General features: G+C 64.6%; 23 protein-coding genes and 7 pseudogenes. 17 read left to right on the forward strand and 13 right to left on the reverse strand.

What is annotated here, in order from left to right:
* Window positions 1–111 precede the first annotated feature (111 nt).
* From OG985_RS03250 to OG985_RS03260, 3 genes are all read left to right on the forward strand, one after another.
* Window positions 112–669 (forward strand): sigma-70 family RNA polymerase sigma factor, encoded by a 558-nt coding sequence (locus OG985_RS03250; RefSeq protein WP_371666717.1) that lies wholly within the window; start codon window positions 112–114, stop codon window positions 667–669.
* The gene (locus tag OG985_RS03255; protein WP_371666718.1) at window positions 666–1,427 is read left to right on the forward strand and encodes an anti-sigma factor; all 762 of its coding nucleotides are present in this window, start codon (window positions 666–668) and stop codon (window positions 1,425–1,427) included. Before OG985_RS03250 ends, OG985_RS03255 begins: the two co-directional genes overlap by 4 nt.
* A gap of 143 nt (window positions 1,428–1,570) precedes the next feature.
* Window positions 1,571–2,821, forward strand: a complete 1,251-nt coding sequence (locus OG985_RS03260) for an IS701 family transposase (RefSeq protein ID WP_371674244.1) — start codon at window positions 1,571–1,573, stop codon at window positions 2,819–2,821.
* 122 nt (window positions 2,822–2,943) lie between these two features.
* On the opposite strand, the pseudogene OG985_RS03265 reads toward OG985_RS03260, so the two are convergent.
* The 6 genes and pseudogenes from OG985_RS03265 to OG985_RS03290 form a co-directional block, all read right to left on the reverse strand.
* Window positions 2,944–3,219, reverse strand: a pseudogene (locus OG985_RS03265) (transposase); the annotation flags it as partial.
* A 17-nt stretch (window positions 3,220–3,236) separates the two neighbouring features.
* Window positions 3,237–4,103, reverse strand: coding sequence for an IS110 family transposase (locus OG985_RS03270; RefSeq protein WP_371666719.1), 867 nt, complete (start codon window positions 4,101–4,103; stop codon window positions 3,237–3,239).
* A gap of 443 nt (window positions 4,104–4,546) precedes the next feature.
* A pseudogene (locus tag OG985_RS03275) lies at window positions 4,547–5,404 on the reverse strand (IS630 family transposase); the annotation flags it as partial.
* A gap of 101 nt (window positions 5,405–5,505) precedes the next feature.
* Window positions 5,506–6,297, reverse strand: coding sequence for an IS630 family transposase (locus tag OG985_RS03280; RefSeq protein ID WP_371666720.1), 792 nt, complete (start codon window positions 6,295–6,297; stop codon window positions 5,506–5,508).
* Window positions 6,186–6,563 carry a helix-turn-helix domain-containing protein gene (locus tag OG985_RS03285; RefSeq protein WP_371666721.1) on the reverse strand — a complete coding sequence of 126 codons (378 nt, stop codon included), beginning with the start codon at window positions 6,561–6,563 and terminating at the stop codon, window positions 6,186–6,188. Before OG985_RS03285 ends, OG985_RS03280 begins: the two co-directional genes overlap by 112 nt.
* Before the next feature lie 505 nt (window positions 6,564–7,068).
* A pseudogene (locus tag OG985_RS03290) lies at window positions 7,069–7,896 on the reverse strand (IS982 family transposase).
* Between the two features lie 276 nt (window positions 7,897–8,172).
* Here OG985_RS03290 and OG985_RS03295 point away from each other — a divergent pair.
* Window positions 8,173–8,358 carry a transposase gene (locus OG985_RS03295; protein ID WP_371666722.1) on the forward strand — a complete coding sequence of 62 codons (186 nt, stop codon included), beginning with the start codon at window positions 8,173–8,175 and terminating at the stop codon, window positions 8,356–8,358.
* 164 nt (window positions 8,359–8,522) lie between these two features.
* On the opposite strand, the gene OG985_RS03300 is transcribed toward OG985_RS03295, so the two are convergent.
* Entirely contained in the window at window positions 8,523–9,254 is a 732-nt protein-coding gene (locus tag OG985_RS03300; protein WP_371666723.1) for a group II intron maturase-specific domain-containing protein, read from the reverse strand.
* A gap of 43 nt (window positions 9,255–9,297) precedes the next feature.
* Here OG985_RS03300 and istA point away from each other — a divergent pair, with 43 nt between their 5' ends.
* The 3 genes and pseudogenes from istA to OG985_RS03315 all read left to right on the forward strand — a co-directional run.
* Window positions 9,298–10,716 carry an IS21 family transposase gene (gene istA, locus OG985_RS03305; protein WP_331719138.1) on the forward strand — a complete coding sequence of 473 codons (1,419 nt, stop codon included), beginning with the start codon at window positions 9,298–9,300 and terminating at the stop codon, window positions 10,714–10,716.
* Window positions 10,713–11,483: an IS21-like element helper ATPase IstB gene (gene istB, locus OG985_RS03310; protein ID WP_189845846.1), complete on the forward strand. Its 771-nt coding sequence runs from the start codon at window positions 10,713–10,715 to the stop codon at window positions 11,481–11,483. The genes istA and istB overlap by 4 nt, the downstream gene beginning before the upstream one ends.
* 53 nt (window positions 11,484–11,536) lie before the next feature.
* A pseudogene (locus OG985_RS03315) lies at window positions 11,537–11,986 on the forward strand (ISAzo13 family transposase); the annotation flags it as partial.
* Between the two features lie 14 nt (window positions 11,987–12,000).
* Here OG985_RS03315 and OG985_RS03320 read toward each other — a convergent pair.
* A pseudogene (locus OG985_RS03320) lies at window positions 12,001–12,686 on the reverse strand (IS110 family transposase); the annotation flags it as partial.
* A 39-nt stretch (window positions 12,687–12,725) separates the two neighbouring features.
* Window positions 12,726–13,100 (reverse strand): hypothetical protein, encoded by a 375-nt coding sequence (locus tag OG985_RS03325; RefSeq protein WP_371666724.1) that lies wholly within the window; start codon window positions 13,098–13,100, stop codon window positions 12,726–12,728.
* Window positions 13,101–13,726: 626 nt separating this feature from the next.
* On the opposite strand from OG985_RS03325, the gene OG985_RS03330 reads away from it, so the two are divergent.
* Window positions 13,727–13,975 carry a hypothetical protein gene (locus OG985_RS03330; RefSeq protein ID WP_371666725.1) on the forward strand — a complete coding sequence of 83 codons (249 nt, stop codon included), beginning with the start codon at window positions 13,727–13,729 and terminating at the stop codon, window positions 13,973–13,975.
* Between the two features lie 33 nt (window positions 13,976–14,008).
* Window positions 14,009–14,404: a transposase family protein gene (locus tag OG985_RS03335; protein WP_371666726.1), complete on the forward strand. Its 396-nt coding sequence runs from the start codon at window positions 14,009–14,011 to the stop codon at window positions 14,402–14,404.
* A 37-nt stretch (window positions 14,405–14,441) separates the two neighbouring features.
* On the opposite strand, the gene OG985_RS03340 is transcribed toward OG985_RS03335, so the two are convergent.
* Window positions 14,442–16,997 carry a LuxR C-terminal-related transcriptional regulator gene (locus OG985_RS03340; protein ID WP_371666727.1) on the reverse strand — a complete coding sequence of 852 codons (2,556 nt, stop codon included), beginning with the start codon at window positions 16,995–16,997 and terminating at the stop codon, window positions 14,442–14,444.
* A gap of 622 nt (window positions 16,998–17,619) precedes the next feature.
* Here OG985_RS03340 and OG985_RS03345 point away from each other — a divergent pair.
* The 8 genes and pseudogenes from OG985_RS03345 to OG985_RS03380 all read left to right on the forward strand — a co-directional run bounded on the left by OG985_RS03345 (window position 17,620) and on the right by OG985_RS03380 (window position 24,006).
* Window positions 17,620–18,075, forward strand: coding sequence for a helix-turn-helix domain-containing protein (locus tag OG985_RS03345; RefSeq protein ID WP_371666728.1), 456 nt, complete (start codon window positions 17,620–17,622; stop codon window positions 18,073–18,075).
* A 165-nt stretch (window positions 18,076–18,240) separates the two neighbouring features.
* A complete protein-coding gene (locus OG985_RS03350) occupies window positions 18,241–19,047 on the forward strand; it encodes an ISAs1 family transposase (protein ID WP_371666729.1) in 807 nt (268 codons plus the stop codon).
* Window positions 19,044–19,421, forward strand: coding sequence for a hypothetical protein (locus OG985_RS03355; protein WP_371674714.1), 378 nt, complete (start codon window positions 19,044–19,046; stop codon window positions 19,419–19,421). Before OG985_RS03350 ends, OG985_RS03355 begins: the two co-directional genes overlap by 4 nt.
* Before the next feature lie 70 nt (window positions 19,422–19,491).
* Window positions 19,492–19,941 carry a hypothetical protein gene (locus OG985_RS03360; protein ID WP_371666730.1) on the forward strand — a complete coding sequence of 150 codons (450 nt, stop codon included), beginning with the start codon at window positions 19,492–19,494 and terminating at the stop codon, window positions 19,939–19,941.
* A gap of 343 nt (window positions 19,942–20,284) precedes the next feature.
* Complete coding sequence (locus tag OG985_RS03365; RefSeq protein WP_371666731.1) at window positions 20,285–20,884, forward strand: transposase family protein; 600 nt, start codon at window positions 20,285–20,287, stop codon at window positions 20,882–20,884.
* On the forward strand, window positions 20,872–21,738 hold the full coding sequence (locus OG985_RS03370) for an ISAs1 family transposase (protein ID WP_371666732.1): 867 nt from the start codon (window positions 20,872–20,874) through the stop codon (window positions 21,736–21,738). Before OG985_RS03365 ends, OG985_RS03370 begins: the two co-directional genes overlap by 13 nt.
* A gap of 877 nt (window positions 21,739–22,615) precedes the next feature.
* A pseudogene (locus OG985_RS03375) lies at window positions 22,616–23,364 on the forward strand (transposase family protein).
* Window positions 23,365–23,379: 15 nt separating this feature from the next.
* Window positions 23,380–24,006 carry a transposase family protein gene (locus OG985_RS03380; protein WP_371666733.1) on the forward strand — a complete coding sequence of 209 codons (627 nt, stop codon included), beginning with the start codon at window positions 23,380–23,382 and terminating at the stop codon, window positions 24,004–24,006.
* Between the two features lie 38 nt (window positions 24,007–24,044).
* Here OG985_RS03380 and OG985_RS03385 read toward each other — a convergent pair.
* The 3 genes and pseudogenes from OG985_RS03385 to OG985_RS03395 all read right to left on the reverse strand — a co-directional run bounded on the left by OG985_RS03385 (window position 24,045) and on the right by OG985_RS03395 (window position 26,377).
* Window positions 24,045–25,339, reverse strand: a pseudogene (locus tag OG985_RS03385) (ISAs1 family transposase).
* Window positions 25,340–25,621: 282 nt separating this feature from the next.
* Window positions 25,622–25,933, reverse strand: a complete 312-nt coding sequence (locus OG985_RS03390; protein WP_371666734.1) for a hypothetical protein — start codon at window positions 25,931–25,933, stop codon at window positions 25,622–25,624.
* A 93-nt stretch (window positions 25,934–26,026) separates the two neighbouring features.
* A complete protein-coding gene (locus OG985_RS03395) occupies window positions 26,027–26,377 on the reverse strand; it encodes a hypothetical protein (RefSeq protein ID WP_371674245.1) in 351 nt (116 codons plus the stop codon).
* Window positions 26,378–26,597 lie beyond the last annotated feature (220 nt).

Below are 26,597 nucleotides of genomic sequence, written 5' to 3' on the forward strand. Positions count from 1 at the left end.
TGCAAGGTAACCCGGCTGAACTACTGCCAGTTGGGATCCGCGCCAGCGGAATGGAGATGCTCCTATAGAGGAGTGCACAAATCAGCCACAAAGGATCACAGAGCGAATCAAATGAATACGAGCACTAATCGGATTGATCAGCTCCCTGCGCAGGATGGAGCGCTGGTGGAAGGTCTGTACCGGGAACATGGTACGGCTCTATTCCGATTCATCGCAGGCCTGACGGGCGGGGACCGGCAACTGGCTGAGGATGTGGTACAGGAAACACTCTTGCGTGCATGGAAGCACGCCGAGCGACTTTGCGCTATGGAATCTGCGAGCATAAGGCCGTGGCTGATCACGGTGGCTCGCCGACTCGTCATCGACGCGCATCGCGCGCGGACGGCCCGGCCTCGTGAAACCGATGCTTCCGCGCTAGAAGTACTGCCCGGACCGGATGAGATGAGTCAGGCACTGGAAACCATGACGGTCTCCGACGCGCTTGACACACTCAGTCCGTTTCACCGAGAGGCCTTGGTGGAGACGTATCTTAAAGGACGCACCATCGCTCAGGCCTCCGCTCACCTCGGAGTGCCGGCAAGCACGCTGAAATCCCGTATCTATTACGCGTCGCACGCCATGCGCTTGGCGCTGCAGGAACGAGACCAGAAGGAGGGGCCAGGGCGATGACTGCAACACCTAAGCGACATCAGGATGTGGCCGCCTACGTCCTGGGAGTCTTGGAAGGCGCCGACAGTGATGCATTCGAAGCGCACCTGGCCTGCTGTCCTAGATGTACAGAAGAGGCCGAGCAATTGGGCCCAGCTGCACAGCGCCTGAGCATCCTCGGTCACCCAATCAGCAGTGAGTTCACTGATGCAGCTACCCCCCACCGAGGTCCCATCAGGTCACTCGGCGAGCGACAATTGCCGCTCGCCGCCGCGACGGCTGGCCCCAGAATGCTGCAGAATCTTTTGGAGACAACGGCAGCGGACAGGCGCCGCACGCGGCGGCGGTGTCTGGTGATCGTGGCGGCCGCAGCATCCGCTATCGCCGCCTTCAGTCTTTCTCTCACATCTGAACCAGCTAGCAGGCCTCCTGCCGCCCATGGTTCAGCACCTGCACTCGCCGGACAACAACACACCGCAGCCGATGCAGCTACCGGCGTGCGCGCTGCAGTGGGCCTGCAAGCCCGCAGTTGGGGTACCTCTATTACTCTCCGGATCACTGGTGTTGAAGGTCCCGAACGCTGCACCCTAATGGCCATCGACACCGAGGGGCGCGCCCACTCGATCGGCGCGTGGCAGGTATCCGCTCCTACGAACGGGATCCACGATGATCCTGATCCGCTCACCTTGATGGCCTCGACGGATCTCACTCCAAGCGCACTGAAAAGCTTCGAAGTTCGTACTCTTTCAGGCCAGCGACTCGTCGATGTTCCGATCTGAGCAGCAGTTCTGGGCTGGTTGGAAGAGATCCGGCATGTTGTTTTGCGTGCTACGGGTACCTAGTAGAGCTTGGTCAGCTTCACTCGTGGGTGGCGTGTCCGCTGGTCCGTGAGGGTCGTTGAGGTGGTGTGGCACCTGAGGAGATGGCCTCGGTCCGGGAGGACCTGGAGGCGTTCGCGGCGGAGTTGTTCGACGGGTTCTTCCGTGCGGATCAGCGGCGGTGGGGGCAGGCGTACGTGCGCGGATTGTTGCTGGACGGGCGGCGTAAGTCGGTGGAGCCGATGGCGGCCCGACTGGGTGAGGACGGTAATCGTCAGGCGCTGGCGCATTTCATCACCTCCAGTCCGTGGGATCCGGCGCATGTGCGGGCCCGGCTGGCCTGGCGGATGCACGAGGCGATCGGTCCAGAGGCATTGATCGTCGATGACACCGGCTTTTTGAAGGACGGGGATGCCTCGGCGTGTGTGTCACGGCAGTACACCGGCACCGCGGGCAAGGTCACCAAGTGCCAGGTGGGGGTTTCGCTGCATCTGGCGCGCGAGAGGGCCTCGGCGGCGGTGAACTGGCGGCTGTTCCTGCCCGCGTCCTGGGATCCCGACTCGCCGGAGGCGGACCCGGACAAGGTCGCCCGCCGCAGTCGCTGCGGCATCCCCGACCGGGTGGGGCATGTCGAGAAGTGGCAGCTGGCCCTGGACATGATCGACGAGAGCCGGTCGTGGGGCATCGACATCCCCCTGGTCGTCGCGGACGCCGGATACGGGGACGCCGCCGCCTTCCGCCACGGTCTGGAAGAACGCAACCTGCCCTATGCGGTGGGCATTTCCTCCCGCCACACCGCCCATCCGGCCGACGCCCGGCCCGTCCAGCCCGCCTATGCGGGAACCGGCCGGCCACCGAGAATGCAGTATCCCGAGCCTGCGCAGACCGTGAAAGACCTGGTCATCGCGGCCGGGAGGACGGCCACGAGGCCGGTGTCCTGGCGGGAAGGCTCCCGCCCGGGCAAAGGAATCAGCGGCTTCAAACGCATCTACTCGCGGTTCGTGGCTCTGCGCATCCGCCCGGCCGGACGCGGCGTCCGCCAGGCCACCGACGGTCCTGAACTGCCCGAACGCTGGCTGCTGGCCGAATGGCCGGCCACCGAACCCGAACCCGTGCAGTTCTGGCTCTCCAGCCTGCCCTCCGGCATGCCACTGGCGCCCCTGGTGAGGCTGGCCAAGCTCCGCTGGCGCATCGAGCACGACTACCGCGAGATGAAACAGGCCCTGGGACTGGCCCACTTCGAAGGCCGCACCTGGGGCGGCTGGCACCACCACGTCACCCTCGTCTCCGCCGCCCACGCCTTCTGCACCCTGCAACGACTGGCACGAGACCCAAAAGACGCGGCGCAAGTCTGAACCTCTACCAAGTCGTCCGAGAACTCCAGACACTTCTCGCCGCCTGGACCGGTGCTTGCCCCACCTGCCACCGCGACATACCCACACCGATACGGACCTGACCAAGCCCTACTAGTGCTGGATCAGGCAACGTTCGCCCTGTTCACGACCTCGCGGAGGCGTTCGTCGGGGGCGTGCTTGTTCCGCCAGATGATGTAGCGGCGGATCATGCTTCCCTGCTCTTTGTGGCTGGCATGGTCGGTGCCGTCCAGTGCGAAGTAGCGCAGGGCGGTGAACTGGGCCTCGATCCGGTTGAGCCAGGAGCTGTTGGTCGGGGTGTAGGCGATCTTCACGTTGTTCGCCGCCGCCCACGTCGCGACCCGCTGGCAGCGCTTCGTCGTCAGGTGCGGGGAGTAGTTGATGCCCCTATGGTTCGTCAAGCCGCCAGGGTGGGTGGAAGTGGCAGTGGAGCAGAGGTGATGGCACGGTGGATCTCGCGGGCGACGTACCTCTTTAGGCAGCGGATGACTTCGCGCTTTGTCTTGCCTTCCGCGGTCCGTCGCTGCAGGTAGGCGCGGGAGCGTTCCTCCCAGCGCAGGCGGGAGAGGACTCTGCGGTAGAGGGCTGCGTTGGCCTGCCGGTTGCCCCCGCGGTTCAGGCGACGGCGCTGGCTCTTACCGGAGGAGCGTTCGACGGGACTGACTCCACACAGGGCGGCGAAGGATGCCTCGTCGCGGAGACGGTCATGGTTATCACCTGCGGCTATGAGCAGGATGGCCGCGCTGTCCGGGCCGACTCCGGTCAGCTGAATCAGCTGTGGGTTGTGGGCCTGGATGATGGCAGTGATCCGGCGGGTGAGGGTGGTGGCCTCGGCGGTCAGCTGTTTGATGCGGTGGGCCAGCACATGCAAGGCTTGGTGTATTGCGCTGGCTTGGGGATCGAGGGCGGCGCAGGCCGTGAAGAGCCTTGGATTCGAGAGCCCGGCGAGGGACTCGCGCAGCCGTGATGGTGCGCTGACCAGGAGCGCTTTGAGCTGGTTGATGGCCTGAGTCCTGTTGCGGACCGCGGAATCCTTGACGACCTTCAGGACGCGAAGATCCTCCACCGGCCCGTTCTTGCTCTTCGGGGTGCTGGTGGCACGGCCGCCCAGGACGGCCCTGGCTGCTGCTTCGGCGTCGACCGCGTCGGTCTTGCCCGAGCGTCGTCGCGCCGCGCGGTCCGGCCGGTTGACCTCGATGACCTCTATGCCCTCAGCCGCTAGGTGCCGGGCCAGCCCGGCACCGTACGAGCCGGTCCCCTCCACACCGGCCTACTCAACGGTCCCCAACCTGCCTGCCCAGGACAGGAGTTCGTCGTAGCCCTCTGCCGTGGCGGGGAAGTCGTGCGTTCCCAGGAGGGCCCCAAGAACGCTGACGACAGCCGCAACATGCACGTCCTTATGAGTGTCCACGCCGAGCACCACCCGCGGAGTGGGCGGGCGGCTGCGTGCTGCTGCTGTTGTGCGGCATGCTGAGGGCGGTCATTCGTCTCTCTCGATCGCTTCGAAACGGATGGCCACCGCCGGACCGTTCGGGCGGTCAGGACTGTGAGGGTGCCTGTCGCGAAGGCCCCTATCGGGACACACCCACCGGGCCGGCGGCAGCGAGCACCGCACGGGCCGTGACCGACAGATCAATCTACGAGACACCGTGGTCAGTCACAGACCGGGTCAGGCCACGACCCGTGCGGAACCCCACCAGTCTCACAGTCACAGACGATCGCAATGCGCACGTCCGTGGGATGCAGCGAGCGCAGATAGCGGCAGAACTCCAGGAACTTCGACCTGTTCTTGGTCTTCTTGACGTGCCCGTAGAGCTGGTCCTTGGCCAGGTCGTAGGCGGCGAACAGGTGGCGGACCCCGTGCGGGCGGGTGTAGGTCGCCCGGCGCCGAGGGCGGGGCCCGCGGTCGGGGTCCTTGTGCCGGCCGCCGCGTTCGGCCCACTGCCGGCCGGGGTGGGGCTGCAGGTTGAGCGGTCCGAACTCGTCCATGCAGAAGACGACTTCGGGCTCGCCGTCCTCGGGTATGACCTCGCCGTCGGCGATCGCGTATAGATGCTCGACGCGGGCCTTCTTGGCCTCGTAGTCCGGGTCGCGGGAGGCCTTCCAGGTCTTCACGCGTTGAAACGAGACGCCCTCCTCTCGGAGCAGGACCCGAAGGCCCTCGTGGCTGATGTCGTCGACCACCCCCTCAGCGACCAGGAAGTCGGCCAGTTTGGCCAGGCTCCAGGTCGAGAACGGCAGGCCGTGCTCGGCCGGCTTGGACTTGGTGATCTTCTTGATCTCCCGGCGTTCCGGGAGGGTGAAGGTTCTGGGCCTGCCGCCCTTGTACTTCGGGTAGAGCGCCTCGAAGCCGTCCGCGTTGAAGTTGTGGATCACATCCCGGACCCGGTCCGGGCTGGTGAACGTCACCTCGGCGATCTTCGCCACAGGCATGCTCTGAGCGGATAACAGCACCATCTGGGCCCGCCGCCAGGTCACCACCGAACCGGTGCCCCTGCGGATGATCCGCAGCAGCCGCCTGCCCTCGTCGTCATCAATCTCCCGGACCTGCACCCGTTCAGCCACGTCATCATTCTGGCCGTCCGATGCCGCCCGACGCAGCAACCGAGCGCTGCATCACGGCAGGGCGAACGTTGCCTGATGCGGCACTAGTAGACTGTCGCGCCTTAATTTCTCTGTGTTGTTGGGTAGAGGTGGCGCAGTTTCACGCGTGCGTCGTCGGTGGTGAAGTGCCAGTCGACTTGGCGCTGGTTGCTGTTGGTGTACTGCTGCCAGGCGGCGAGTTCGGTGTTGAGCACGGCGAGGTCGTGGATGCGGCGGTCCAGGCACTGGCGGGTGAGTGCGGACAACTCGATCTCGGCGATGTTGAGCCAGGAACCGTGTTTGGGTGTGTGGTGGATCTCCAGGCGCTGGGCGAGCGCGAAGGCCCTCGCCGGGTCGAACGCCTCATAGAGCGAGGCTGTGGTGTGGGTGTTGAGGTTGTCCATGACCAGCACGACCGTGGCGGCGTCGGGGTAGTCCACGGTCAGCAGGTGCTCGACCTGGTGCGCCCAGTCGACCCTGGTCCGGCGGGACTGCGCGTCCACGCGCCGCCATCCGCGCAGCGGCTCGACCCAGCAGAAGATCGAGCAGGTCCCCGAGCGGACGTACTCGTTGTCCTCGCGCCGGTCACGGCCCGGCCGTGCGGGAAGCGGATCGCGGACGTGACCGAGCAGCTGGTACGGCTTCTCATCCATGCACACCACCGGGCGCGCCGGATCGAAGGGTCGGCGGTAGACCGCCAGGACGTCCTCCATCGCCGCGGCGAAAGCCGCATTCGCAGCCGGCGGGATGGTCCAGCACTTCTTCACATGAGGACGCAATTCCGTTTTTTGAACACCCGGCCGATCGTGGAGTGGTCCAGGTCCGGGATGTCCTCGACCAGCGCGACGTGCTTCTCCAGCAGGCGCAGCGACCACCTGGCGTGTCCCTTGGGCGGCGTCGAGCAGGCCAGTGCGATCAACCGCGCCTCGACCTCGCCGGTCACTGCGGAGGGTACCGGCGGGAGTGCGCGTGCCTTCCGGCCGACCGTGGCCCACACATCACCACCGGTCTCCGCGTACCGCTTCGAGATCAGGCGGACCGTATCGCACGAGACCCCGACCCGGTCCGCGATCACCACCCGCGGAGCGACCGCGCCGGCCGAGGTGTCCAACGCGAGCAGCACCCGCGCCCGCCTGATCATCGACGCGCTGCGGACCCCGTCGTCGTCACGCGCTCCAAAGCCCGACGATCTTCGGCACACAACGCGACCGGATACTTCTTCTGCGAGGACACGGCACCCCTGCCCGGCCGAACGGAAGCGACAAGTGACGCTCGCTCGGCCAACTCCACCAACCAGGAAGACACTTAGTCGCGACAGTCTACTAGCCTCATCTTTCTTGACGGTCCGCCAACGGAGTCGGTGGACCGTTTCGCTTCTGTAGCTGACGGGCAGGCCGAGGACCTGTGTCGTCTCGGGTGGCCGCCGGGTTCCACTGCTCCGGTCTGGACTGGGTTCTTCGTAGGGGGTTGCCCAGCCGCGGAGAACAGGCGCAACCGCACGCGGCGGGGCTCCCAGAGGCGGGCCTGGCTAGGCAGGGCGAGCATGGGCATCCAGGCCAGCAGGTCGAGAGGGATCTGGACGATTTCGAGCCACGTCCCGGACGGTGTCCTCGTCGGCCTGCACTAGACGATCAAGTCCTATGTGGTCAGTGGTCGTATGCGATGAGTGATCGGGTGAGCGGGAAGCCGGTCTTGTGGTTGTGCCAGATCGCGCTCGCCAGGGCGAGGACGCGCTGGGCGACGCGGACGGCGACGCCCTCGAAGGTCCGTCCGCCGTGTTGTTCCAGGTCAAGCTGGCCCTTGGGAGTGTCGTTGACCGAATCGATCAGCTGCCGTACCGATTTCAGCAGGCTCTCGCCCTTGCGTCTCTTCTCCCGTTTGAACGACGGGCGCAGGAACTCGATGCCGCGCATGGCGAGGTCGTTCTCGAACTCTTTGGAGGCGAAGCCCTTGTCGGAGATCAGCAGCAGGCCGGGCCGGTCGGCAACCAGGTCTGCGGAGGTCGAGCATGGCCTGGAGGACTTCCCGTTCGTCGAGTTTCGGTTTGGCCAGGGCCCACAGGATCGGCATCCGGGTCGGGGTGCACACCAGGTACAGGCGCAGGCCCCAGAAGGACCTCGAGTGCGAGGCGCAGTACCCGTATCCGGCCCAGCCGGCCAGGTCCGAGCGCTTCACCGTCGGTCTGGACCGGCCGCATTCCGTATGGTGCGCTTGACCAGCGGTAACGCGGCCCGAAGCCGCTTGTTCTACCCGGACTGCTGCGGTACGTAAGGGAACATCGCCCTGAGACGGACATTGATGAACCGCAGCCACCGGGCCTCCGAGGTGAACCCCAGCATCGCTTGCGCAACGGCCAGGCACACCAGTTCCGGATCCGTCAGCTGCGGCGGCCGGCCCATCCACCGCACGTCCCCGGTCTCGTCGTCGATCTTCACGTAAAGTGCCGTCAGCAGGGTGTCCATGTCATTCGTCACAGAACGATCTTGGACACTCCGTCCGCATGCCCGGACACCGCCCCAGACATAGGACTTGATCGTCTAGTTGGGCGATTACCGACACCCGGTTTCCACGGCCGGGGCCGGCATCATCGCCCGCCGATAGCGCGGGGCCTGGGCCGGCCCGCGCTGGTGAGTCTTCAGCTCGTCCAGTGCGGTCTCGATCTCCCACCGTTCATGGGAGAGGGCGGCCAGGGTGGTGGGTGAACCGGGCCGGGTTCGGTGGAGACTTGCTTACGAGGGAAGATCGCGTCTATGCCGAGGCAGTACCCGAAGGAAGTGCGTGAGCGGGCGGTTCGTCTGGTCGTGGAGCATCTGGCGGAGTATCCGTCAGTGTGGGAGGCCTGCAGGGCGATCGCGCCGAAGCTGGACGTGGGCGCGGGGAGCCTGCGCAAGTGGGTCCGCCAGGCCCAGACGGATACCGGCGAGCGGTCCGGGTGACCACGGACATGGCGGAGGAAACCCCCGCCGGCTGCGGGGGCGGGGTGCCTGTTGAGTCGGCACGGAGCGCGGTGCCGGTGTTGCCACCGGTCCGTTTCTCCGTGCCGCTCGCCGAACCCTGCGTACCCGTCTCCGAGTACCGGGCTCTCCACGGACTCTGCCGTTCAGGCGTGGTTGGGGCGGGTCCAGGGGTCGGGGATCGTGTTGCCCCTGTAGCGGTAGCGAGTGACCGCCACCGCTTGGAGGTCGAACAGTTCGATCCCGTCTGCCGAGGGCCTTTGCCACCGTCCGGTGTGGTCGGTGAGGCGTCGGCGGACGTCCTTCCACTTCCAGCGGTGCAGTGCCATCCACCAGCTGATCACCCGGTGCCAGGTGAAACTGGCCAGGGAACTCAGGGTGGCTTTGCAGACCGCGTGCTTGAAGTAGTTGGCCCAGCCGCGCATGATCTGGTTGAGCCTGATCAGCACGTCCCTGGGGTTCTGCTGCGACGTTCTGTTCGTCAGGGCGCGGATCTTGTCCTTCAGCTGCCGGATGGGCCGGTCAGCGATGAAGGTGTAGACGTGCCACTTGTCCGTTCCCCGCTTGCGGCGCCACTGGATGCGGAACCCAAGGAAGTCGAACCCGTCCGCCATGTGCACCACCTGCGTCTTGGCCTCAGAGAGGCGAAGACCGAGCGGTTGCAACACCTCGGCGATGTCCTCGCGCAGCGCCTCGACGTCGTCGCGTTCGCCGTCGGTCAGCACGACGAAATCGTCCGCGTAGCGGACGATTCGCCAGTTCGGACGTCTGGTTGCACGGCGACGCCTGCGCAGGTGTCGGCGTACACACGATCGTCCCCGGTCGCGTACGAGTGAAAAGGGACGCTTGATGGTGCGGTGAATCGTGGTGCCCGGCACTCTTCTGCTCGTCCGGTGAAGGGTGGCGGAGGGTGGTGACGCGGTGGTTTTGGACCCGCAGCGCTGGCTGGAACTGCGGCGGTTCCGTGCTCTGGTCGAGTCAGGGGCGGTCAGTCTGACCGAGGTGGCCAAGGAGACTGGGCTGGACCGCAAGACGGTCCGCAAGTATCTGTCGAGCACGGCGGCGTCGGTGCCGCCGAGGCGGACGTCGAACGGCCGGCCCCGGAAGAAGGCGGTCGACGAGGTCGCCCCGTTGATCGACGCGATGCTGCGGGCAGAGATCCTCATCAAGGGTGCTGTGGTGCACGAACGCCTGGTGAAGGAGTACGGCTCGACGATCAACTACCAGCGGGTCAAGCTCTATCTGCAGGAGGCCCGGCCGCGGATCGCGGGTGAACTGGGGATCGAGCCGCGGGAGTTGGCGGGTATGCACCGCCGCTTCGAGGTGGTTCCCGGGGCCCAGGCTCAGGTCGACTGGGGCGATGAAGGCAAGATCCTCGCCCACCTGGGAATCCCGAAGGTCTACTCGTTCCATATGGTGCTGTCGTACTCGCGCGATCCGTTCTGCTGCTTCACCACGAGCCAGGACCTGCAGACCTTCTTCGACTGCCACCGGCGGGCATTTGCGCACTTCGGCGGGGTGCCGATGTCGATCGTCTACGACCGGACCAAGACCGTCGTGCGCCGGCACGTCGCTCCCGGTGAGGCGGTTCCGCTGCATCCGGAAGCGGTCGGCTTCGCCGGCCACTACGACTTCGACATCGACGTGCTGGCCGCCTACCGGCCCACCGGGAAGGGTCGGGTCGAACGCCAGGTGTTGATCGTGCGTGATCACGTGCTGGCCGGGCGGGCGTTCTCCTCGCTCGAGGAGTTGGATGCCGCGTTCTTGGCGTGGGTGCCGCAGCGACGCGCCCGCACCCACGCCACCCACCACGAGGTCATCGGACACCGGGCCGCCCGGGATCACGCCGCCCTGAAGCCGTTGCCGTCCTCGCCCTATCTGGTGGCCGAGCGGCATCTGCGGCCGGTGGGCAAGGACTGTCTGGTCGCGTTCGGCGGGAACCTCTACTCGGTGCCCGCCCGCAAGGTCCGCCCGCGTCAGCTGGTGGAGATCAGAGCGACGAAATCCCAGGTCATGCTGCACACGACCGTCCCCGATGCCAGCGGCGAGACGTTGCTGTCCAGCCATCCGCGGGCGGTCGGCCGCGGCGTGGTTGTCAAGCAGGATGAGCACTGGGACGGCCTGCCAACCGGCAAGAACCGCCGCACTACGACGGGCGACGAGCCGCCACCACCGCAGAGCGAGTTCCCCGCGGCGGGTCGCATCGGGCCCTTGCAGGCCCTGTTGAACCGGGCCGCTGCAACCCAGATCGAGGTCGGGCGGCGGCCGCTGTCGGTCTATGACGAACTGACCGGCACCCGGCCCTTCACCACCAACTCCCCGACGAAGGAGTCGTCTTGAGCGAGCTGACCGGCAACCGCATCCGCACCACGGCCGGCAAGCTCGGCCTGCCCCACCTGGCGGAGACCATCAACGAGTACACCCGCCGAGCCGACGAGGCGAAGATGGGCTACCTCGACTTCCTCGACCTGGTCCTTTCCGAAGAGCTCGCCGTCCGCGACGACCGCCGCTTCCGCCAGGGCCTGCGACTGTCCAAGCTGCCACACCACAAGACGCTGGACGAATACGACTTCTCGTTCCAGCCCGAGCTCGACCCGCGCAAGGTCAAAGACCTCGCCAGCCTCTCCTTCGTCGACGGCAAGGCGAACGCCGCGCTGCTGGGGCCACCGGGAGTGGGCAAGACGCATATCGCTGTCGCTCTCGCTGTCGCGGCCTGCCGGGCCGGCTACTCGATCTACTTCACCAGTCTCGACGACATGGTCCGCAATCTGAAGGCTGCCGAGTCGGCCGGACGGCTGGTCAACAAACTCGGCACCTACCTGCGGCCGAGCGTCCTTGTGATCGATGAGGTGGGCTACCAGCCCCTCGAACGGGCCGAGGCGAACCTGGTCTTTCAGGTCATCTCCAAGCGTTACGAGAAGGGCTCCATCATCCTGACCTCCAACAAGACCTTCAGCGAATGGGGACAGGTGTTCGGCGACGAGGTCCTCGCCACCGCGATCCTCGACCGGCTCCTCCACCACTGCGAAGTGATCGCGATCAACGGCCCGAGCTACCGGCTCAAGAACCGCCTCCAGGCCATCGAGCGGGAGAACGAAGTGGCCTAACACCTGGGGACGTTCAAACGTACCGGCCCGGCCCGAAGCGAGAGTACGCCGACATGGAGCATCGACTGTTCTCCGCGATCACCATGAACTGGCGCGGCAGACCGCTGAACAGCCACGAAGTCGTCGTGCAGTCCATCGCCGCGACCACCACCCGCACCGGTCTCACCGTCCATGCGGAACTCGACACCGGCGCCTATCCCATCGGTGTGAAGGTCAGCGATGCCGAGCTGAACGCAGTGCCGGTCACCGGACATGCCTTTCACGGCGAATGGAACTACACCGCGCACCTCCACCCCGCCTGCCCGGCAGGCCCCACCGGACCAACGCCCGGGCCGACGGCGGACTTCGACCGCGGAGCTCTGTCACATCCCGCGCTGACCGGTATGACCTGCACCGCCCTGACCGAGCTGACGGAGACCCTGACCGCCGACTGGCAGACGCTGCAGAAACAGGACCCCGCCGCCCGACGCGACGGCGGCGAGCGACGCCGGGCCCCGGGCGGGCGGCCGCAAAGCCGTTGGTGGGTGTACTCGGCCCGGAAAATATCCTGGAGGCGCTTGGTCTCTGCCTCGGGGTATCGCTGTCGGCCACCGCGTTTGAGGGCTGCTCTGATCTGGGGCTTCGTGAGCTTCGCGGCCAGCGTGGGGGTCGGCGCCATGGCTAGGAGGGCGCGGGCTTCGGGGTGAGCGAGGCCGCCCTTGCGGCCGGTGATGAACGCGTTCAGCGCGGCGGGATAGTACTCGCGCAGCAGTAGCAGTGATCGGAGCTGGTTGGCGATCTGCTGGCGATTCCAGACGGCGTCCTGCTGAGCGCGAGCCAGGACGCGATGGCCTGGGCGAGTTCGCTGTCGGCTGGCAGTAGCCGGTGCATGGGCATATCGGTGCGCAGGATGTTCGCCCGGACCAGGGCATCGCCAGGGTCGGACTTCTTGCGGGAGACAGCGTGGCGGTTGCGGTAGCGGGAGGCGGCGAGCGGGTTGATCGCGAAGACCTTCCGTTTGCCGGTTCGCAGGATGGCGATGAGCAGACCGCGGGAGGTCTCGATGGCGACCGGTATCGGATCGTGCTCGGTGTCCCCGTGCTCGGCGAGCAGATCCAGCAGTTTCCGATAGCCGGCCGCGTCACCTGTGATGCGGGCCTTGGCGAGCAGCTTCCCGACCTCGTCAATCAGGGCGACGTCATGATGTTTTTCCGCCCAGTCGATCCCGCAGAACCTGACAAGCTGAAGACGCCAATGACCTGATCACGGCATGGCCGCAATTCGCAATCCGTCTGCCTGATAGGTGACAGTGCCTCCCACCATGCGCTCGGCTCCGCCCTTATCGGTACGCCGCTCTACAGGATTAACACGTACACGCAAGGCGACGAGTTCGACGGGTTGCGGGCCCTCCATTCCATCACCCGGGTGACTATGCGAGATGATACTAACCCTGATTATCTCATTCTCAAGCCTGCCGAATTGTTCAGATGTGGCGACGACTTGGACCTCCCACTTCGGCACTCCACCCTTCGTGACATCTTGTTCATTTGGACTGCCGAACATCATCTTTGGTTCAGCGCTGAGAAAAATTATTTGCTTGAACGAGCGGGCTACGTCAATGAAGATGTTTGTTGGCATAGAATTTCCCTGAGATACCGATTTATGGATTATCGACACGCGACGCACGTAATGCTCTGTATTTCACATTAGTGATATACGCCACCTAGGTGAGGGGGCATGCCTTTTTTGGCGGGCTGAAATAACTGCAGCACCAGATGAAGTCTGCCGCAACAGGGCTTCCTTCCGTATTGAGCAAATGATACTCAGATGGTGACTCAACGGCAGCCGAGCACTCTGTCATCGTTCCGCGTCTTCGAGTGCCTACTAAAGCCTTTAGGCGGTACAGATTCGAGACGATCCAGGGGCACTCGACCACGAGAGGTCAGCCCGTACTCGACGGACGCAAGATCAGAAGACCTCAATGAGCCTTTCCCGGTAAGCGCCCGTCGCTCGCTGAGATTGCGATGGTGGCGCTTCGGCCCGTGTGGTCCCCCAGTCCGGGCAGGCGTAAGGCCCCTGATAGGAACGATCTTGCGAAGGAAAGATCCGACCGAGGGGCCTCACGTGTCGATCAGTGTCACATACACTGCCGTGCTCGATGTGAAGCGGTCCACCGCTGAGCACCTGGCCGGCTGCTGCGCGATCACCGCATCTCGGCCGGAACCCGCAATGGCAGGCGTGCGCTGGGCTGCTTCCGTCAGGCGGTGCTCATCCTGCGCTGGTTCATCGACGGCACCCGCCTCTCCCAACTCGCCTGCGACAACCGGGTGTCGGCCTCCACCGCCTACCGCTACCTCCACGAGGGGCTGTCCGTCCTGGCGGCCGGAACACCGAACCTCGCGACCGCTTTGGAGCGCGCGAAGGCGGCCGGGCTGACGCACCTGAACCTCGACGGCACCGTCATCCGCACCGACCGTGTGGCCGCCCCCGGCCCCAACGGCGCAGACCTGTAGTGGTCCGGAAAACACAAACACCATGGTGGGAACGTGCAGGTCATCACCACCCCTGGACGGCTGGCCGATCTGGCCTCACCGGTCCGCCCGGGCCGGGAGCACGACATCTGCGCCCGCCATCACGGCCTGATCGACGGCCCTCATCCGGATCGCTGCCGAGCTGGACATGCCGACCCTGGTCGACCTCGGCTACGAGAACGTCGGCGGCGGCTTCCGCTACCCGCACAAGAAGCCCGCCCAGGCGAGCTGACCGAGGCGCAGCAGACGTACAACAAGGTCATCTGCGGCATCCACGGCGTCTGCGAGCGCGCCACCTCCCAGACCACCTTCAAAGCCCTGCGCAGAGTCAGCCTCGACCCCAGCCGCATCACGAAGATCACCGCCGCAGCCCTCGTCCTGCTCCAGATCGAACACGACCACACCATCTGAACGATCACACACCGTCGTGACCCATTACTGACAAGACTCAATGCATGTACGGATTGCGCGGATGCGCGCCAGACGGTGGTACTGCAGCCATGCGTTGCAGTTCCCCGCGATTGACTACCCCCATCTTGCGGTAGATGCGGTAGAGGTGGTTACCGACAGTCCGCACGGAGACGGTTAACCGTTCTGCAACCGCCTTGTCGCTGAGCCCTTGAGCAACCAGTAGGACGATTTCACGTTCCCGCAGCGTAAGCGGTTCGGTGGACTCCAGTAACAGTAGAGGCGGGGTTGCGGCGCCCTCGCAGCGAGCGGCGAGGGCGCGTGCGCGCAGCGTGGCCGCAGTGGCGGCTCGGGGTTGCGCGGTCGTGCGGTAGAGCCGGGCGAGCTCAGCATACGCTTCGGCTGCGAAGAGTTCGGCTCCCGCCTCTACGAACGCTTCGCCGACGCGCCGCATGAGGGCGACGTCGTTAGTGACGATTGCCCGGGCATAGTCACGGCGAGCCTGCAAATAGGGGCCCTGCAACGGAATGTCCCAGTCAGTGGCAGCACGTTGAATCAGGCCGAGACGGCCCAGCTCATGCAGGATAGCCGCTACATCAGCGTGACCGCCAAGTGAACGGCACGCTTCGGCGGTTTCAAGCAGTAGAGCGGCGGATTGATGCCGGTCGCCTGTCAAGAACATTGCCCACGCCCGCGCGATGGCATGGAAAGCCATAGAAGGGCTGGGCTGTGCAGGTGGGAGAACCATCTCGTGGGGGCGCCCAAGGGTTGCAGTGGCCATTGTTTCCCAGAACCGAGCGCGGATCTGCCAGAGTTGCCAGCCCACGGGATGAGCAGCGTGAGATACGAAAAGGTTCAGTGCTTGCTGCGGACGGCCACGTCCCAGCATCACTACCCCTAGAGCCAGAGCGCGCTGGGCATCAATGCGGACGTGTTGCTCGGCGATGGCCCTGTCGTACGCGCGGGTCAGGACGTCCGCTGCCTCCTCCAAGCGTCCGGAGTCAGCTAGTGCATTGGCGTAAATCTCCTCCAGCGAGTCGGCGTGGAAGGCGCCAGCCTTGCTCACCTGACCGCTGACTCGTGCATGTAGATCAAGGGCATCTGCGGGTCGCCCGGCATGCACCAGCGCTGCCATCTGGAAGATCGAGGCTTCTATGCAATATGGATCGCTCAGGTCATCCGTCAGTGGACCGCAAAGCGTCATGGCACGCATGTAGCTGCCTTGCCAATATGCTGTCATACCGAGATGCAGGCGCTGCAAGCGGCCCGTCAGGTGACAGATGATGCTTTCCGCTTCTTTCAAACGCCCCTGCAGCACATACCAACGCACGCGAGCAGCGATAAGTTCTTGTGGAAGCTCCACATGCCGGCTTTCGACTGTAGTCAATACCTGGTTTGCTGCGTCGAAGTCCGCAACCGAAATCAATGAAAGGACATGGGCCGCTGCAGCTCGCGCGGTCGCATAGTGGTGCCAGGCTGCAGCCGTGAAACGGGTAGCCGCCTGGAAGTCATGACCCTCGATAGCGTTCTGGGCTGCGCGGAGCAGTGTCTCCTCGGCAACGATCTCTCCGACATCCAGACGCCAGCCAGTAACGCTGGCCTTTGCCTCCCCTTCCTCGCCGTGGATAGCGATCCACATTTGTAGATGTGCACGGCGGCGCAAGGCCGGTATGCTGCGTCGGATCACGTGACCCACTAGAGGATGAAACGAACGCACCAAGGCCAGTGACGGATCCTGCGGCGTCGTTGCTTCGACGTGTACGAATTCCAAACCCTCTAGACGTAGCAGAGATTCCTCGCCCGCAATGCGCTGGAGCGCATGTAAGGTGACTGGCTCTGCCAACACCATCCGCTCCAGTGCGTCGCGTTCCGTCGGCATCAACTGTTTAATCTTCAGCATGATGAGCTCGCTAAAATGAGCAGGCAACGGCATTTCTTCGGCAAGTGATAGTCCTGCCGGTGACGACGTCATATGCCCCTGCGCTGCCGCACGCGTCAGTTCACGCATGAGCAGCGGATTTCCATCTGCTAATTGCGCCAGGCGCGCAGCCGTAGGGTAGGTCAACTGCCGCCCAAGCAGCGCCACGGCCAGACGACGCGCCGCGGGCGGGTCTAACGGTCGGAGGTCTATACGGTGAACGTGCTCGTCTCTCCACAGTTTAGTGATCAAGGCCGGAACATCGCCTCGCGTATTCAACGCTAGCAGCAAACGAATCCGGCACTGCACCGCAAGCTCGAAAACAAACGCAGCTGTTGCTGAGTCCAGAAGATCAGCGTCGTCGACGAACAATAAAAGTTTCCTACTGCTATCACCCGACCCTTCTATCTCCCTGATGACTTGCATAGCCGACAAACTGATAACACCTGAACCACGTTTGCGATCCGCCGAGGTGGCGGATAGGCGTTCAAGGACAGCACCGTCGGGCCAATTGGTCATCAAACGTATCACCGTATGACGGTCTGAGAGCGTTGCCAACGCCTCCATGGCTAGTCGAGTCTTTCCCATACCGGTGGACCCAGCAATAATCACGCCGGCGCGCCCGTCAGGCTGTGTCAACAGACGCAAGAGGCGAGTCAAGTCTGCATCGCGTCCCATGAGGCGAACCTGTCCGGCAGGAAGCACCTCACTATTGAATCGGTCACCCGGTGGAACAAGCCGACATTCAACCCTCTCACTCGTGCCAGACACAGCGTGCCGCTTGAAGTTTCTGTCTTCTGAAACAGACTGACTTTCAACGCTCGATCGATGCTGGACCATCTTCTTCATCCCCCATGCCCTTGATGCCTTGTACCTGAGCGATACCTACATACCGTGGAACCAACCCGGGAAACGAGGAAATCAGATTAGTTTCGGATGCGGGGCGCTTCTGTGGCCTCGTCTGGCACCCGGAAGGAACCTGACCATTGATCAGAATGGGCAAGCGGGGCGAATTGGCCTTGAGTAACTATTACTCAACAGAAGAGAAGCAGTTGTCGCGCGACATGAAATACGCTCAACGCAGCCTTACCGCGATACGCTCATATCCGTACAATTACCTCTATGGGTGACATGAAATTTGCAGCCATTCGTCCGCAGGCTTCATAATTGCGCCTCATTACTCACTGGCCCTACCTAGTTTTGATGCGCCGGAAATCGCGGGCTTAAGTCTGTAGCCTGTTTTCATGTCCCGGGGTCCTCGTGCCGTCGAAGTGGTGCTGTCCGATGAGGAGCGCGCCAGTTGCTGCGCTGGGCGGGCGGGGCAGTGGCGCCCTGTCTTGCCGAGCGGGCACGCATCGTCTTGGCATGCGCGGAGGGGAAGCCGAATACGCGTGTCGCGGCGGAGTTCAAGGTGACCGCGGAAACGGTCAGGAAGTGGCGCTCGCGGTTCGTTGACCAGCGGATGGCCGGGCTTGCGGATGAGCCGCGGCCGGGCCGGCGCAAGTTGGAGCTGGTGCTCAGTGATGACGAACGGGCTCAGCTGATGCGGTGGGCGAGGCGGGCGAAGACCGCGCAGTTCCTGGCCCTGCGGGCGAGGATCGTGCTGCGGTGCGCGGAGGGCGGGACGAACAAGCAGGTGGCGGCGGAGCTCGGGGTGCGCGAGCGGTCGGTGAGCCGCTGGCGGGCTCGGTTCGTCAAGCAGCGGCTCTCGCGAGCCGCGTCGGTACGTCTTCCTTCACGAGAGAGCAGCCGGTGAATGCCGGTGGACCCGCTCCCCCACCATGGGGCAGGGCTTCGGCGTAGTCGCGTGATGCCCGGTTCCTGGCGGACTGTCAGCTCAAGGGCGGTGTTCTCGGGACGTGACAGGCACGGCTTCCAAGATCATGGAGTTCTCTACGCCCCGTGATCCAAGTGGAAGACCGTGCCTGCCGACGCATCATCTCTGATCCCGCCTGCCCTTGACCAACTGCGCGAGAATCCGCAGGTCGGACCCGAGGAGCTCCCGGGCCTGCTGGAACGGCTGGCCGAGGTGCCAGACCCGCGTGACCCACGCGGGGTGCGCCACCGCCTAGCCGTCGTGCTCACTCTCACCGCGTGCGCGGTGCTGGCCGGAGCGACCTCACTGCTGGCGGTCGGCGAATGGATCGCCGATGCCCCTGGGCATGTGCTCGAACAGGTCGGTGCGAACCCCGATCCGCTTCTGCCCAGGCGGGTCCTGCCCGCCGAGAGCACGGTCCGCCGACTGCTGGCCCGCATCGACGGCGACACGCTGGACGGGGCAGTCGGACGCTGGCTCGCCGACCGTCTCCCGAAGGCGACCGGGCTGCGTGGCCTCGCAGTGGACGGCAAAAGCCTGCGCGGCGCGGCAAAAGCGAACGGCCGCAAGATCCACCTGCTCGCCGCACTGGAACACGCCACCGGCTTGGTCCTGGCCCAGCTGGACGTCGGCGAGAAGACGAACGAGATAACCTGCTTCCAGCCGCTGCTGGACACCGTCGCCGACCTGACAGGAGTCGTCGTGACCAGCGACGCCATGCACACCCAGCGCGAGCACGCCGACCACCTCCTCGGCCGAGCTGCCCACTACATCGTGATTGTCAAGGGCAACCAGAAGAAGCTGCGCCGACAGCTCAAGTCCCTTCCCTGGAAGGACATCCCGCTTCAGGGACGCACCCGGGAACCGGCCACGGCCGTTCGGAGATCCGCCGGATCAAGGTCGCCACTGTGAACAGCCTCCTCTTCCCCGGAGCCCGCCAGGCCGTCCAGATCAAGCGCCGGCGCACCGACCGCAAGACCGGCAAGACCACCGTCAAGACGGTCTACGCCGTCACCAGCCTGACCGCCGAGCAGGCCACTCCGGACCCGCTCGCCCGTCTCATCCGCGACCCCTGGACGATCGAGGCCCTGCACCACGTCCGCGACACCACCTTCGCCGAGGACGCCTCTCAGCTGCGGACCGGCAACGCGCCCCGCACGATGGCCACCTGGCGCAACCTCGCTATCGGGGCACTCCGGGCAGCCGGAGCGAAGAACATCGCGGCAGGTCTTCGCCGCAACGCCCGTGACCCCCGCCGCCCGCTCGCACTCCTCGGCCTCGCATGATCACAAAACGGGCGTCACACAACTACGCCGAAGCCCTGCACCATGGGGTCCTACGAGAAGGAAGATTGATATGTCTGGACTGCGCAAGGCGCTCGCTCTCGCTGGCACCGCCGCAGCCGCTGCCAGCCTGATTGCATTGCCTGTGGGCAGCGCGTCCGCGGCCAGCATGGTGAACAAGGTGACCGTGACGGTGAACTGGCATGCTGTCGATGACGACAGCACGATTTTCGGTTCCAGCTTCGATCACGCCTACGGCACGAGCACCAAGACGTTCCTCGTCGGTAAAGACACTCCGGCCCTGGCTGACGTCAACTCGATGTCTGCTGCCTGCGCCGGTAACGAAGTGCATGGTGACGTATACGGCTGCATCAGCCAGTACGACAACGGGGGCACCATCCTGTTCTCGCCTTATCTCGATCTCTATAAGGGAGGCAGCTGCTACTCAAGCGATGTGGACGGCTGGTCCTCCGCTCCCAACCTCGTCCTCACTCTGAAGACGGGCACCTACTCGTTCAGATGAAGACAAACATGATGTTCGAGAGCGGCCAGGATAAGGTTGAAGCGACCGTCACCGTGAAGAACACCCTGGCCTGACGGCAACCAGCTCGATTCGTTGGCTGACCCCACGGAGCTGGCCCGGGGAACCGTGACGGAGCTGAGGAGCTTTCCCGTGCTCGGGCATGAGTGAGGGGGCTGGGGGCAGGGCTGACGCAAGGTCCGGGATTGAGACCTTTCCGCAGGTGAGCGGTCTGTGACGTGGAAGACCGAAGCTCCGTTGAGCGAGGTGACCTAGCAAGTCGCCCTGTGCCTACGGAGCTTCGGTGAATCGTCAGTCTGCCATGTGTGTGCCCGTTATGGAGTCGATGTCCGTCGCGTCGGAGCGGACGTTGCTGTTGCGGCGATTGGCCGAGGTGAGAGACCCGCGTGATCCTCGGGGCCGGTGCTTCTCGCTGGGGTCGTTGCTGCTGGTCACGCTGTGCGCGACGGTGGCCGGGTTCGGCTCGTACCGGGCGATGGCGCAGTGGGCGGCGGCCGCCGGGCCGGTGGAGTTGCTGCGGCTGGGGCTGCGTCCGTGGGGCCCCTTCCGGCTGGTGCGTACGCCGAGTGCGGACACGCTGCGACGGGCCTTGACGCTGGCGCGTCCGGCGGGTCTGGAGGTGCTGCTGCGGGTGCGCGGGTTCGACTTGGAGACGGTGGCGGTGGACGGAAAGGTGCTTCGCGGGTTTGGCAGCAGTGAGTCGGCCGCGGTGACGGTGATCGGTGCGATGGCGCAGGACGGTGCGCTGGTCGCGCAGCAGCGGGTGGCGGACAAGAGCAACGAGATCCCGGCGCTGGCGCCGTTGTTGTCGGTGCTCGATTGCATGGGGTGGGGTGGTGGTGACGGCGGACGCACTGCACACGCAGGTGGAGACGGCGAAGGTACTGGTGGAGGAGATGGGGCGCGCACTTCGTGCTGGTGGTGAAGCGGAACCAGCCGGCGTTGTGGGAGGCGTGCCGGTCGATCCCGTGGAGCGAGGTGACGGCCCGGCACAAGGAGAGCGAGGTGGGTCACGGCCGGCTGGAGACGCGGGTGGTGCAGGCGGTGACCTGGACATCCCTGGTGTTTCCCCACGTCAAGCAGGTCGCCCGGGTCACCCGACACCGCGCCGACCGGGCGACGGGCACGCGGACGCGGACGCGGGAGACGGTCTACCTGATCACCGACCTGTCGGCGTCCGAGGCGGCCCCGGACATGCTCGGGCGGTACGCGAGGGGCCACTGGGGCGTGGAAAACAAGATCCACTATGTGCGGGACGTGACGTTCGGCGAGGATCCCTCGCGCATCCGCAGCGGCCACGGCCCGCAGAATGCCTCGACGTTGCGATCGGTGGCCATGAACTACCTCCGCACCATGGGCACTTCCATCGCGGACGCCAAGCGCCAGATCGCCCTGTCACCCCACAAGGCACCCCTGGACCTCTTCGGCCTACCCACCGACCTGCGACCCGCCAACCCCGACCCGCCACCGAAAACGAAGAAGATCTTCGCCCGGCAGCTCGTCGACCGCCTGTCACGCCGCCGCGAGGACATCCTGCGCTCCCTGCACGACCTGACTGCCCTTCACCAACAACCAGGCCGAACAGGACATCCGCATGATCAAAATCCAGATGAAGCTCTCCGCGGCTGGCGCACCCCCGACAGCGCCAACCGCTGGCTCCTCGTGCGCTCCTCCCCCTCCACCGCCCGCAAACAAGGCCTCAACCCCATGAACGTCCTCCGCGACCTCTTCGCCGGAAACGTCTGGCTGCCGCCCGCTCACGCGCAATCAAGCACCTGAGTAGTCACGGGCGGTGGACTGCGGAGCCTTGCACTGGGAGCGGGAGAGGGTCTGGTCTCGCCGCCTGAATCAGCGGCGGACCGGTCTGTTGTAGTGCTGGCGATGCTAGTCGTCGACCGGGGGAGAATTCGGACTGTGCGACCTCCACGGTGTGGATATGGAAGAGAAACCACCCAGAAAAGCCAACCCAGCCGAATGTGAAGAGGGCGCGGCCGATCTCTGAAGTCCGAATACGGAACAGCCGGCGTGTCGTTTCGCTCAGCGTGTCGTTGCTCCGATCACTGACCAGGGTGTACGTCTCAAATGCGGCAAAAGCTGCCGCCCAGGAGCTCCAGGCGAAGGAGCTGAGGTTCCTCATTGACGGCCTCCTGGGGCAGGTGCGGCTTCTGTATAGATCTCCTGCCCAAATAGCCGCAGGCACGATAGCAGCTGAGATCAGCAGGATGCTCCTCCACGATCTACTCATCGTGCACTGGACTGGCTGTGCAACACCTGAGCAGACATTACCTACAGTCCAGGAGGGTTATTCACAAGCCCACGGGGAGGCTTCCACCCCTTGGTCAACAGCAACGACCCCGCTCGGTAACCTGGGAGTTCTCACACAAGACAGGTGTTGCCGGGGCGGGGTCGTTGAGTTGGCAGGTTACAACCGGGTTGGATGCGGAGCAATTGACCGAGCTCTGGCTCGGGTGCATACGGCGCTTGGCGGCAGCGGGCGGGTCTCGCGGGGACGGCCGTTCGTGCTGGGGCTGTACTGGTCAGTGAGCTTGTTCAGTTCGGCCACTGATCGGGTGACGTGTGGTGAGGGCGGAACGGGCAGAGCCCCAGGGCTGTTGAGCGAGGTGTCTACGCTCAACTCTTCAGCCTTGGGGCTCTGTTGGTTCCTTATCGTGCCGTACTCGATGTCCCGCATCCCCTCGTGGAGTGGCTGACGATGCTGATCGTCACCCGGGAGGGTGACCGAAGATGCAAGCTGTCCCCGTCGCGGCGGGCCCTGGTCGCACTGGTGTACCTGCGGAAGAACGACACCCTGCGACAGCTCGCGGCCGGTTTCGGCATCGGTTTGGCACCGCCCACGCCCATGTCCACGCGGTCGTGGCACTTCTGGCCGATCTTGCACCGGGATTGACAGCGGCCCTGAGATCGGCCGACACCCGGTACGTTCTTCTGGACGGGACACTCGCCGAATGCGACCGAACCGGCGACGGCCGCGCGGACTACTCGGGCAAACACGCCAGCACGGCGTGAACCTACAGGTCGTGGATAGCACCAGATGGAACACTCGTCTGGATTTCGCCTGCTCTGCCGGGTCGTACTCACGATCTCACCGCGGCCCGCCGACACCGGATCATCGCCACCTGTATCCGTCTCGGCATCCCTGTCATCGCGGACCGGAGCTACCAGGGCGCCGGCGACATCGTCGCCGTCCCGCACCGACGCAAACCCGGGAAAGACCTCACACTCAAGCAGAAATGCGTCAACCGGGCCCACTCCCGACTCCCTTGGCCTGTCGAACGGACCATCGCGGAGATCAAGACCTGGCGCATCCTCCGCAAAGCGCGCTGCCACCCCACCGCAATCACGTCAATCACCAAAGCCATCCTCACCCTGGAGACTCACCGCTGAACAAGCTCAGTGGTGATGGCGCTGTTCCTGCTGCGGCAGAACCCAGTCCAGCAGGCGGCGGCCGAGCTGTTCGGCTGCAGCCAGTCCACCGTCTCACGTCGGCTCGCTCTGCTCGGGCCGCTGCTGGAGCAGGTCCTTGCCGAGTTCGTCCCCGACCCGGCGGAGGCGAGCACGGGGAAGGTGGTGCTGGTCGACGGCACGCTGGTTACCACCTGGGACTGGGCGGGCCGGGGCACCGAGCTGTTCAGCGGCAAGCATTGCGACACCGGGTTCAACCTGCAGATCGCCGCCACTTTGGACGGCGGCCTGCTCGCGGTCTCCGCCCCCGTTCCGGGGTCCTGGCACGACATCCGCGCCTGGCGGGAATCGGGCTTCCCCGGTCTGTTCGCCGACCGCGAGACGATGGGTGACCTCGGCTATATCGGCACCAGAGTCCATCAGCACCCTGCGCGCCGCCGTCGAACGAGCGATCGCACACCTGAAGGACTGGAAGATCCTCGCCACCCGCTACCGCGGCCCACTCGACACCCTCCCGAGCATCGTCCGCACCATCACCGCACTCGCGTTCTTCCGAACCTCCTGGTGAGGCTTATGAATAACCCACGAGCTCGGTCAATTGCTCCGCATCCAACCCGGTTGTAACCCAGGGCCCCGGCGTGTGCCTGGATCGTCCGGTTTGGTTATGTGATGCCGTAGAGGGCGAGGACGCGGGGGCGCTCGGTGTGGGCTCGTCGTCCGGCGGCGGTGTTGACGTAGCCGGCGAGCTTGAGCGCGCTGCGGATCAGGTCGCGGAGGGTAGCGAGTACGGCGGGCGCGTTGCGGGTTCTGACCTGGGACTTGTCCTCGTTGAAAGTGACATCTCGACACCAGTGGACGGTATTTTCCACGGTCCAGTGCCCGCGAGCCCAGGACGCGATCTCGGCTGCGTTCGCTTCCTCGGCGGGCAGGTCGGTGATGGCGTAGACGGTCTCGCTGGACCATTTTTTCGCCCCGTAGAGACGGCGTCGGCGCTGGATCCGCAGGACCTGGGCCGCGTGCGGGAAGAGCAGGCCCTCGACGGTGACGACCTGCACGAGCCGCTGCTCGTGACGGCCGTGGCCCCGGGCGTCGTCGCGGTGGATCACAGGGATCTCCTTCCAGGGCAGGGCGTGGAGTTGACGGGCCTGGCCGCGCTGGTTGTTCTTGATGGTCAGCAGGTAGTGAGCGCCGCGTTCGCGCAGGTAGATGGCGTGGTCGCGTTGGGCGTGGAGGGCATCGGCGGTAACGACCACCCCCGTGAGATCCGCGTCGTCGATCTGGTCGAGGAGAGGTGCGAACTCGGGGATTTCGTTGGTCTTCGCGCCGATCTCGCGGGAGGCGAGATGACACCGTCGCCGTGACGGACGGCGGACAGGACGAAGACGCGGCTGCCGTCCGGGCGCCTCGCGCCGCGCAGGCACTTGCCGTCCACCGCGATCGCCCGCCGCCGGAGCCGTACCGGCTCGGCGCGGGCGGCCGCCCGGTGAGCCCGGCGCTGTTCACGTTCGGTGCCACCGTCGGGCATCACCGGCTCCGGCCGGCGGGGCTGTGCGGACAGCAGAGGCCGAAGGTAGTCGTAACCGGCCGCGCCGATCTCACCGGGATCGAGTCGCCCCAGGACGCTGCGCAGGGTTTTCTCGCTCGGCACCCGGTAGCGGCCAAGGAGTGGGTGGTAGGGCAGGCCGAAGGCGGCCAGTTCCTCCGGCGCCGCACGTCGGCACCACTCCGCCGCCGCGGTGATCGAGTCGTGGCCGGACGGGGTCATCGCGCAGACCACCAGGGCCAGCAGCGAGGAGAGCCGGTACCGCACTCCGCAAGCCCCTCTCGGATCGGTGACCGACTCGAACTCGGCGACCAGGCAGCGCACTTGCTCCTTGGCGGCACCCTCGCCGAGGGCTTCCAGGCAGGGCGCACAAGGCACGGGGACAGCGACAAGGGATGATGGAGAAACGAACACGGCACCTTCGTGGATCTTGCAGCGTAGAGAACTACATGATCCACAGGTGCCGTGTTCACCTGCTTCCGGGGCCCACCACCGAGATCAACACCCCAGACCGGGACGATCCAGGCACTCGCCGGGGCCCTGGGTTGTAACCTGCCAGCTCAACGACCCCGCCCCGGCAACACCTGTCCTGTGTGAACTCGTCAGGTTACCGAGCGGGGTCGTTGCTGTTTACCAAGGGGTGGAAGCCTCCCCGTGGGCTTGCGAATAACCCTCATGGCCTGCGTTCAAAAGGTGTCATTTTGGCAGACTACTTTTCTCCATCCACAATTTTCCTGCTCTACTGATGAGTGCCCATTCTCCCTCAGTCGTCACATTCAAGTCCCGCACAAGATACATCGAATTATAAAGCCACGCCAAGGCCTCACTTACAGCCCTCATTGCATCTCTATCCTTCTTCAATATCCTCCTTACGCTGCGGGCCCAGTTATCGACCGACATCCCGCCAGTCGCATTTATAGAAATGTCTCGCAAGGTCACTAAGGCCAACTTTTCGATCGGCATCTCTGTGATCCTCTTAGCCGTCAGCCCCGTGAAATATGACCACATTTGCGAAATTTACGCTCCTTTTATGTACGCGTGCGGCTAATGACTATCTCAAGGTCGGGCAATAACCAAAAAGCCGAGGCACGCGAAAAATTTTCACCGAAAATCAAGAAGGTCAATTTCGGTCGGGCTCACAGTAAAATAGGCACGACGCACACCTGCCTGCAAAAGCATCACCTGACACCGCAAACATGGGCGGGCCAGGCGAGTTACACCCCGATTATCAACCCGAGCCACATAAACGGTTGCGTTGGCGGCGTCCCGCAAACGACGCAAGGCGGCCTCTTCAGCATGAAAGGTCGCATTCCGGAAGTCTATGGAGGGGCTATTTCGGCGACGATTTGGGGCACTGGATAGAACGCGCCCTCCTGATGCAACCACTGCACCAAGTTTATGCCGGCAATCTGACCGAAGAGCCTGCTTGATAGCATGATTAATTAGATTCATATCTCGACAAACTGAATCACGGATCGGCAAACAAGGTGGGCAAGTCACGACAGTGATGTGAAGTCGCTCAAAAAGCGAAGCCGTCAGTATATGCTCCACACCGAAAGGCGGAGTGATTTAATTTGCGAGGAGCGCCTCCGAAAGGCACCACTACTGCCAACCAGACTTCGACGCAGGGCATCGGGCGACTCCTTTACCTCTGATTTGCACGCATGCTGCC

The organism is Streptomyces sp. NBC_00289 (assembly GCF_041435115.1).
In the GTDB taxonomy this organism is placed as follows: Bacteria; Actinomycetota; Actinomycetes; order Streptomycetales; family Streptomycetaceae; genus Streptomyces.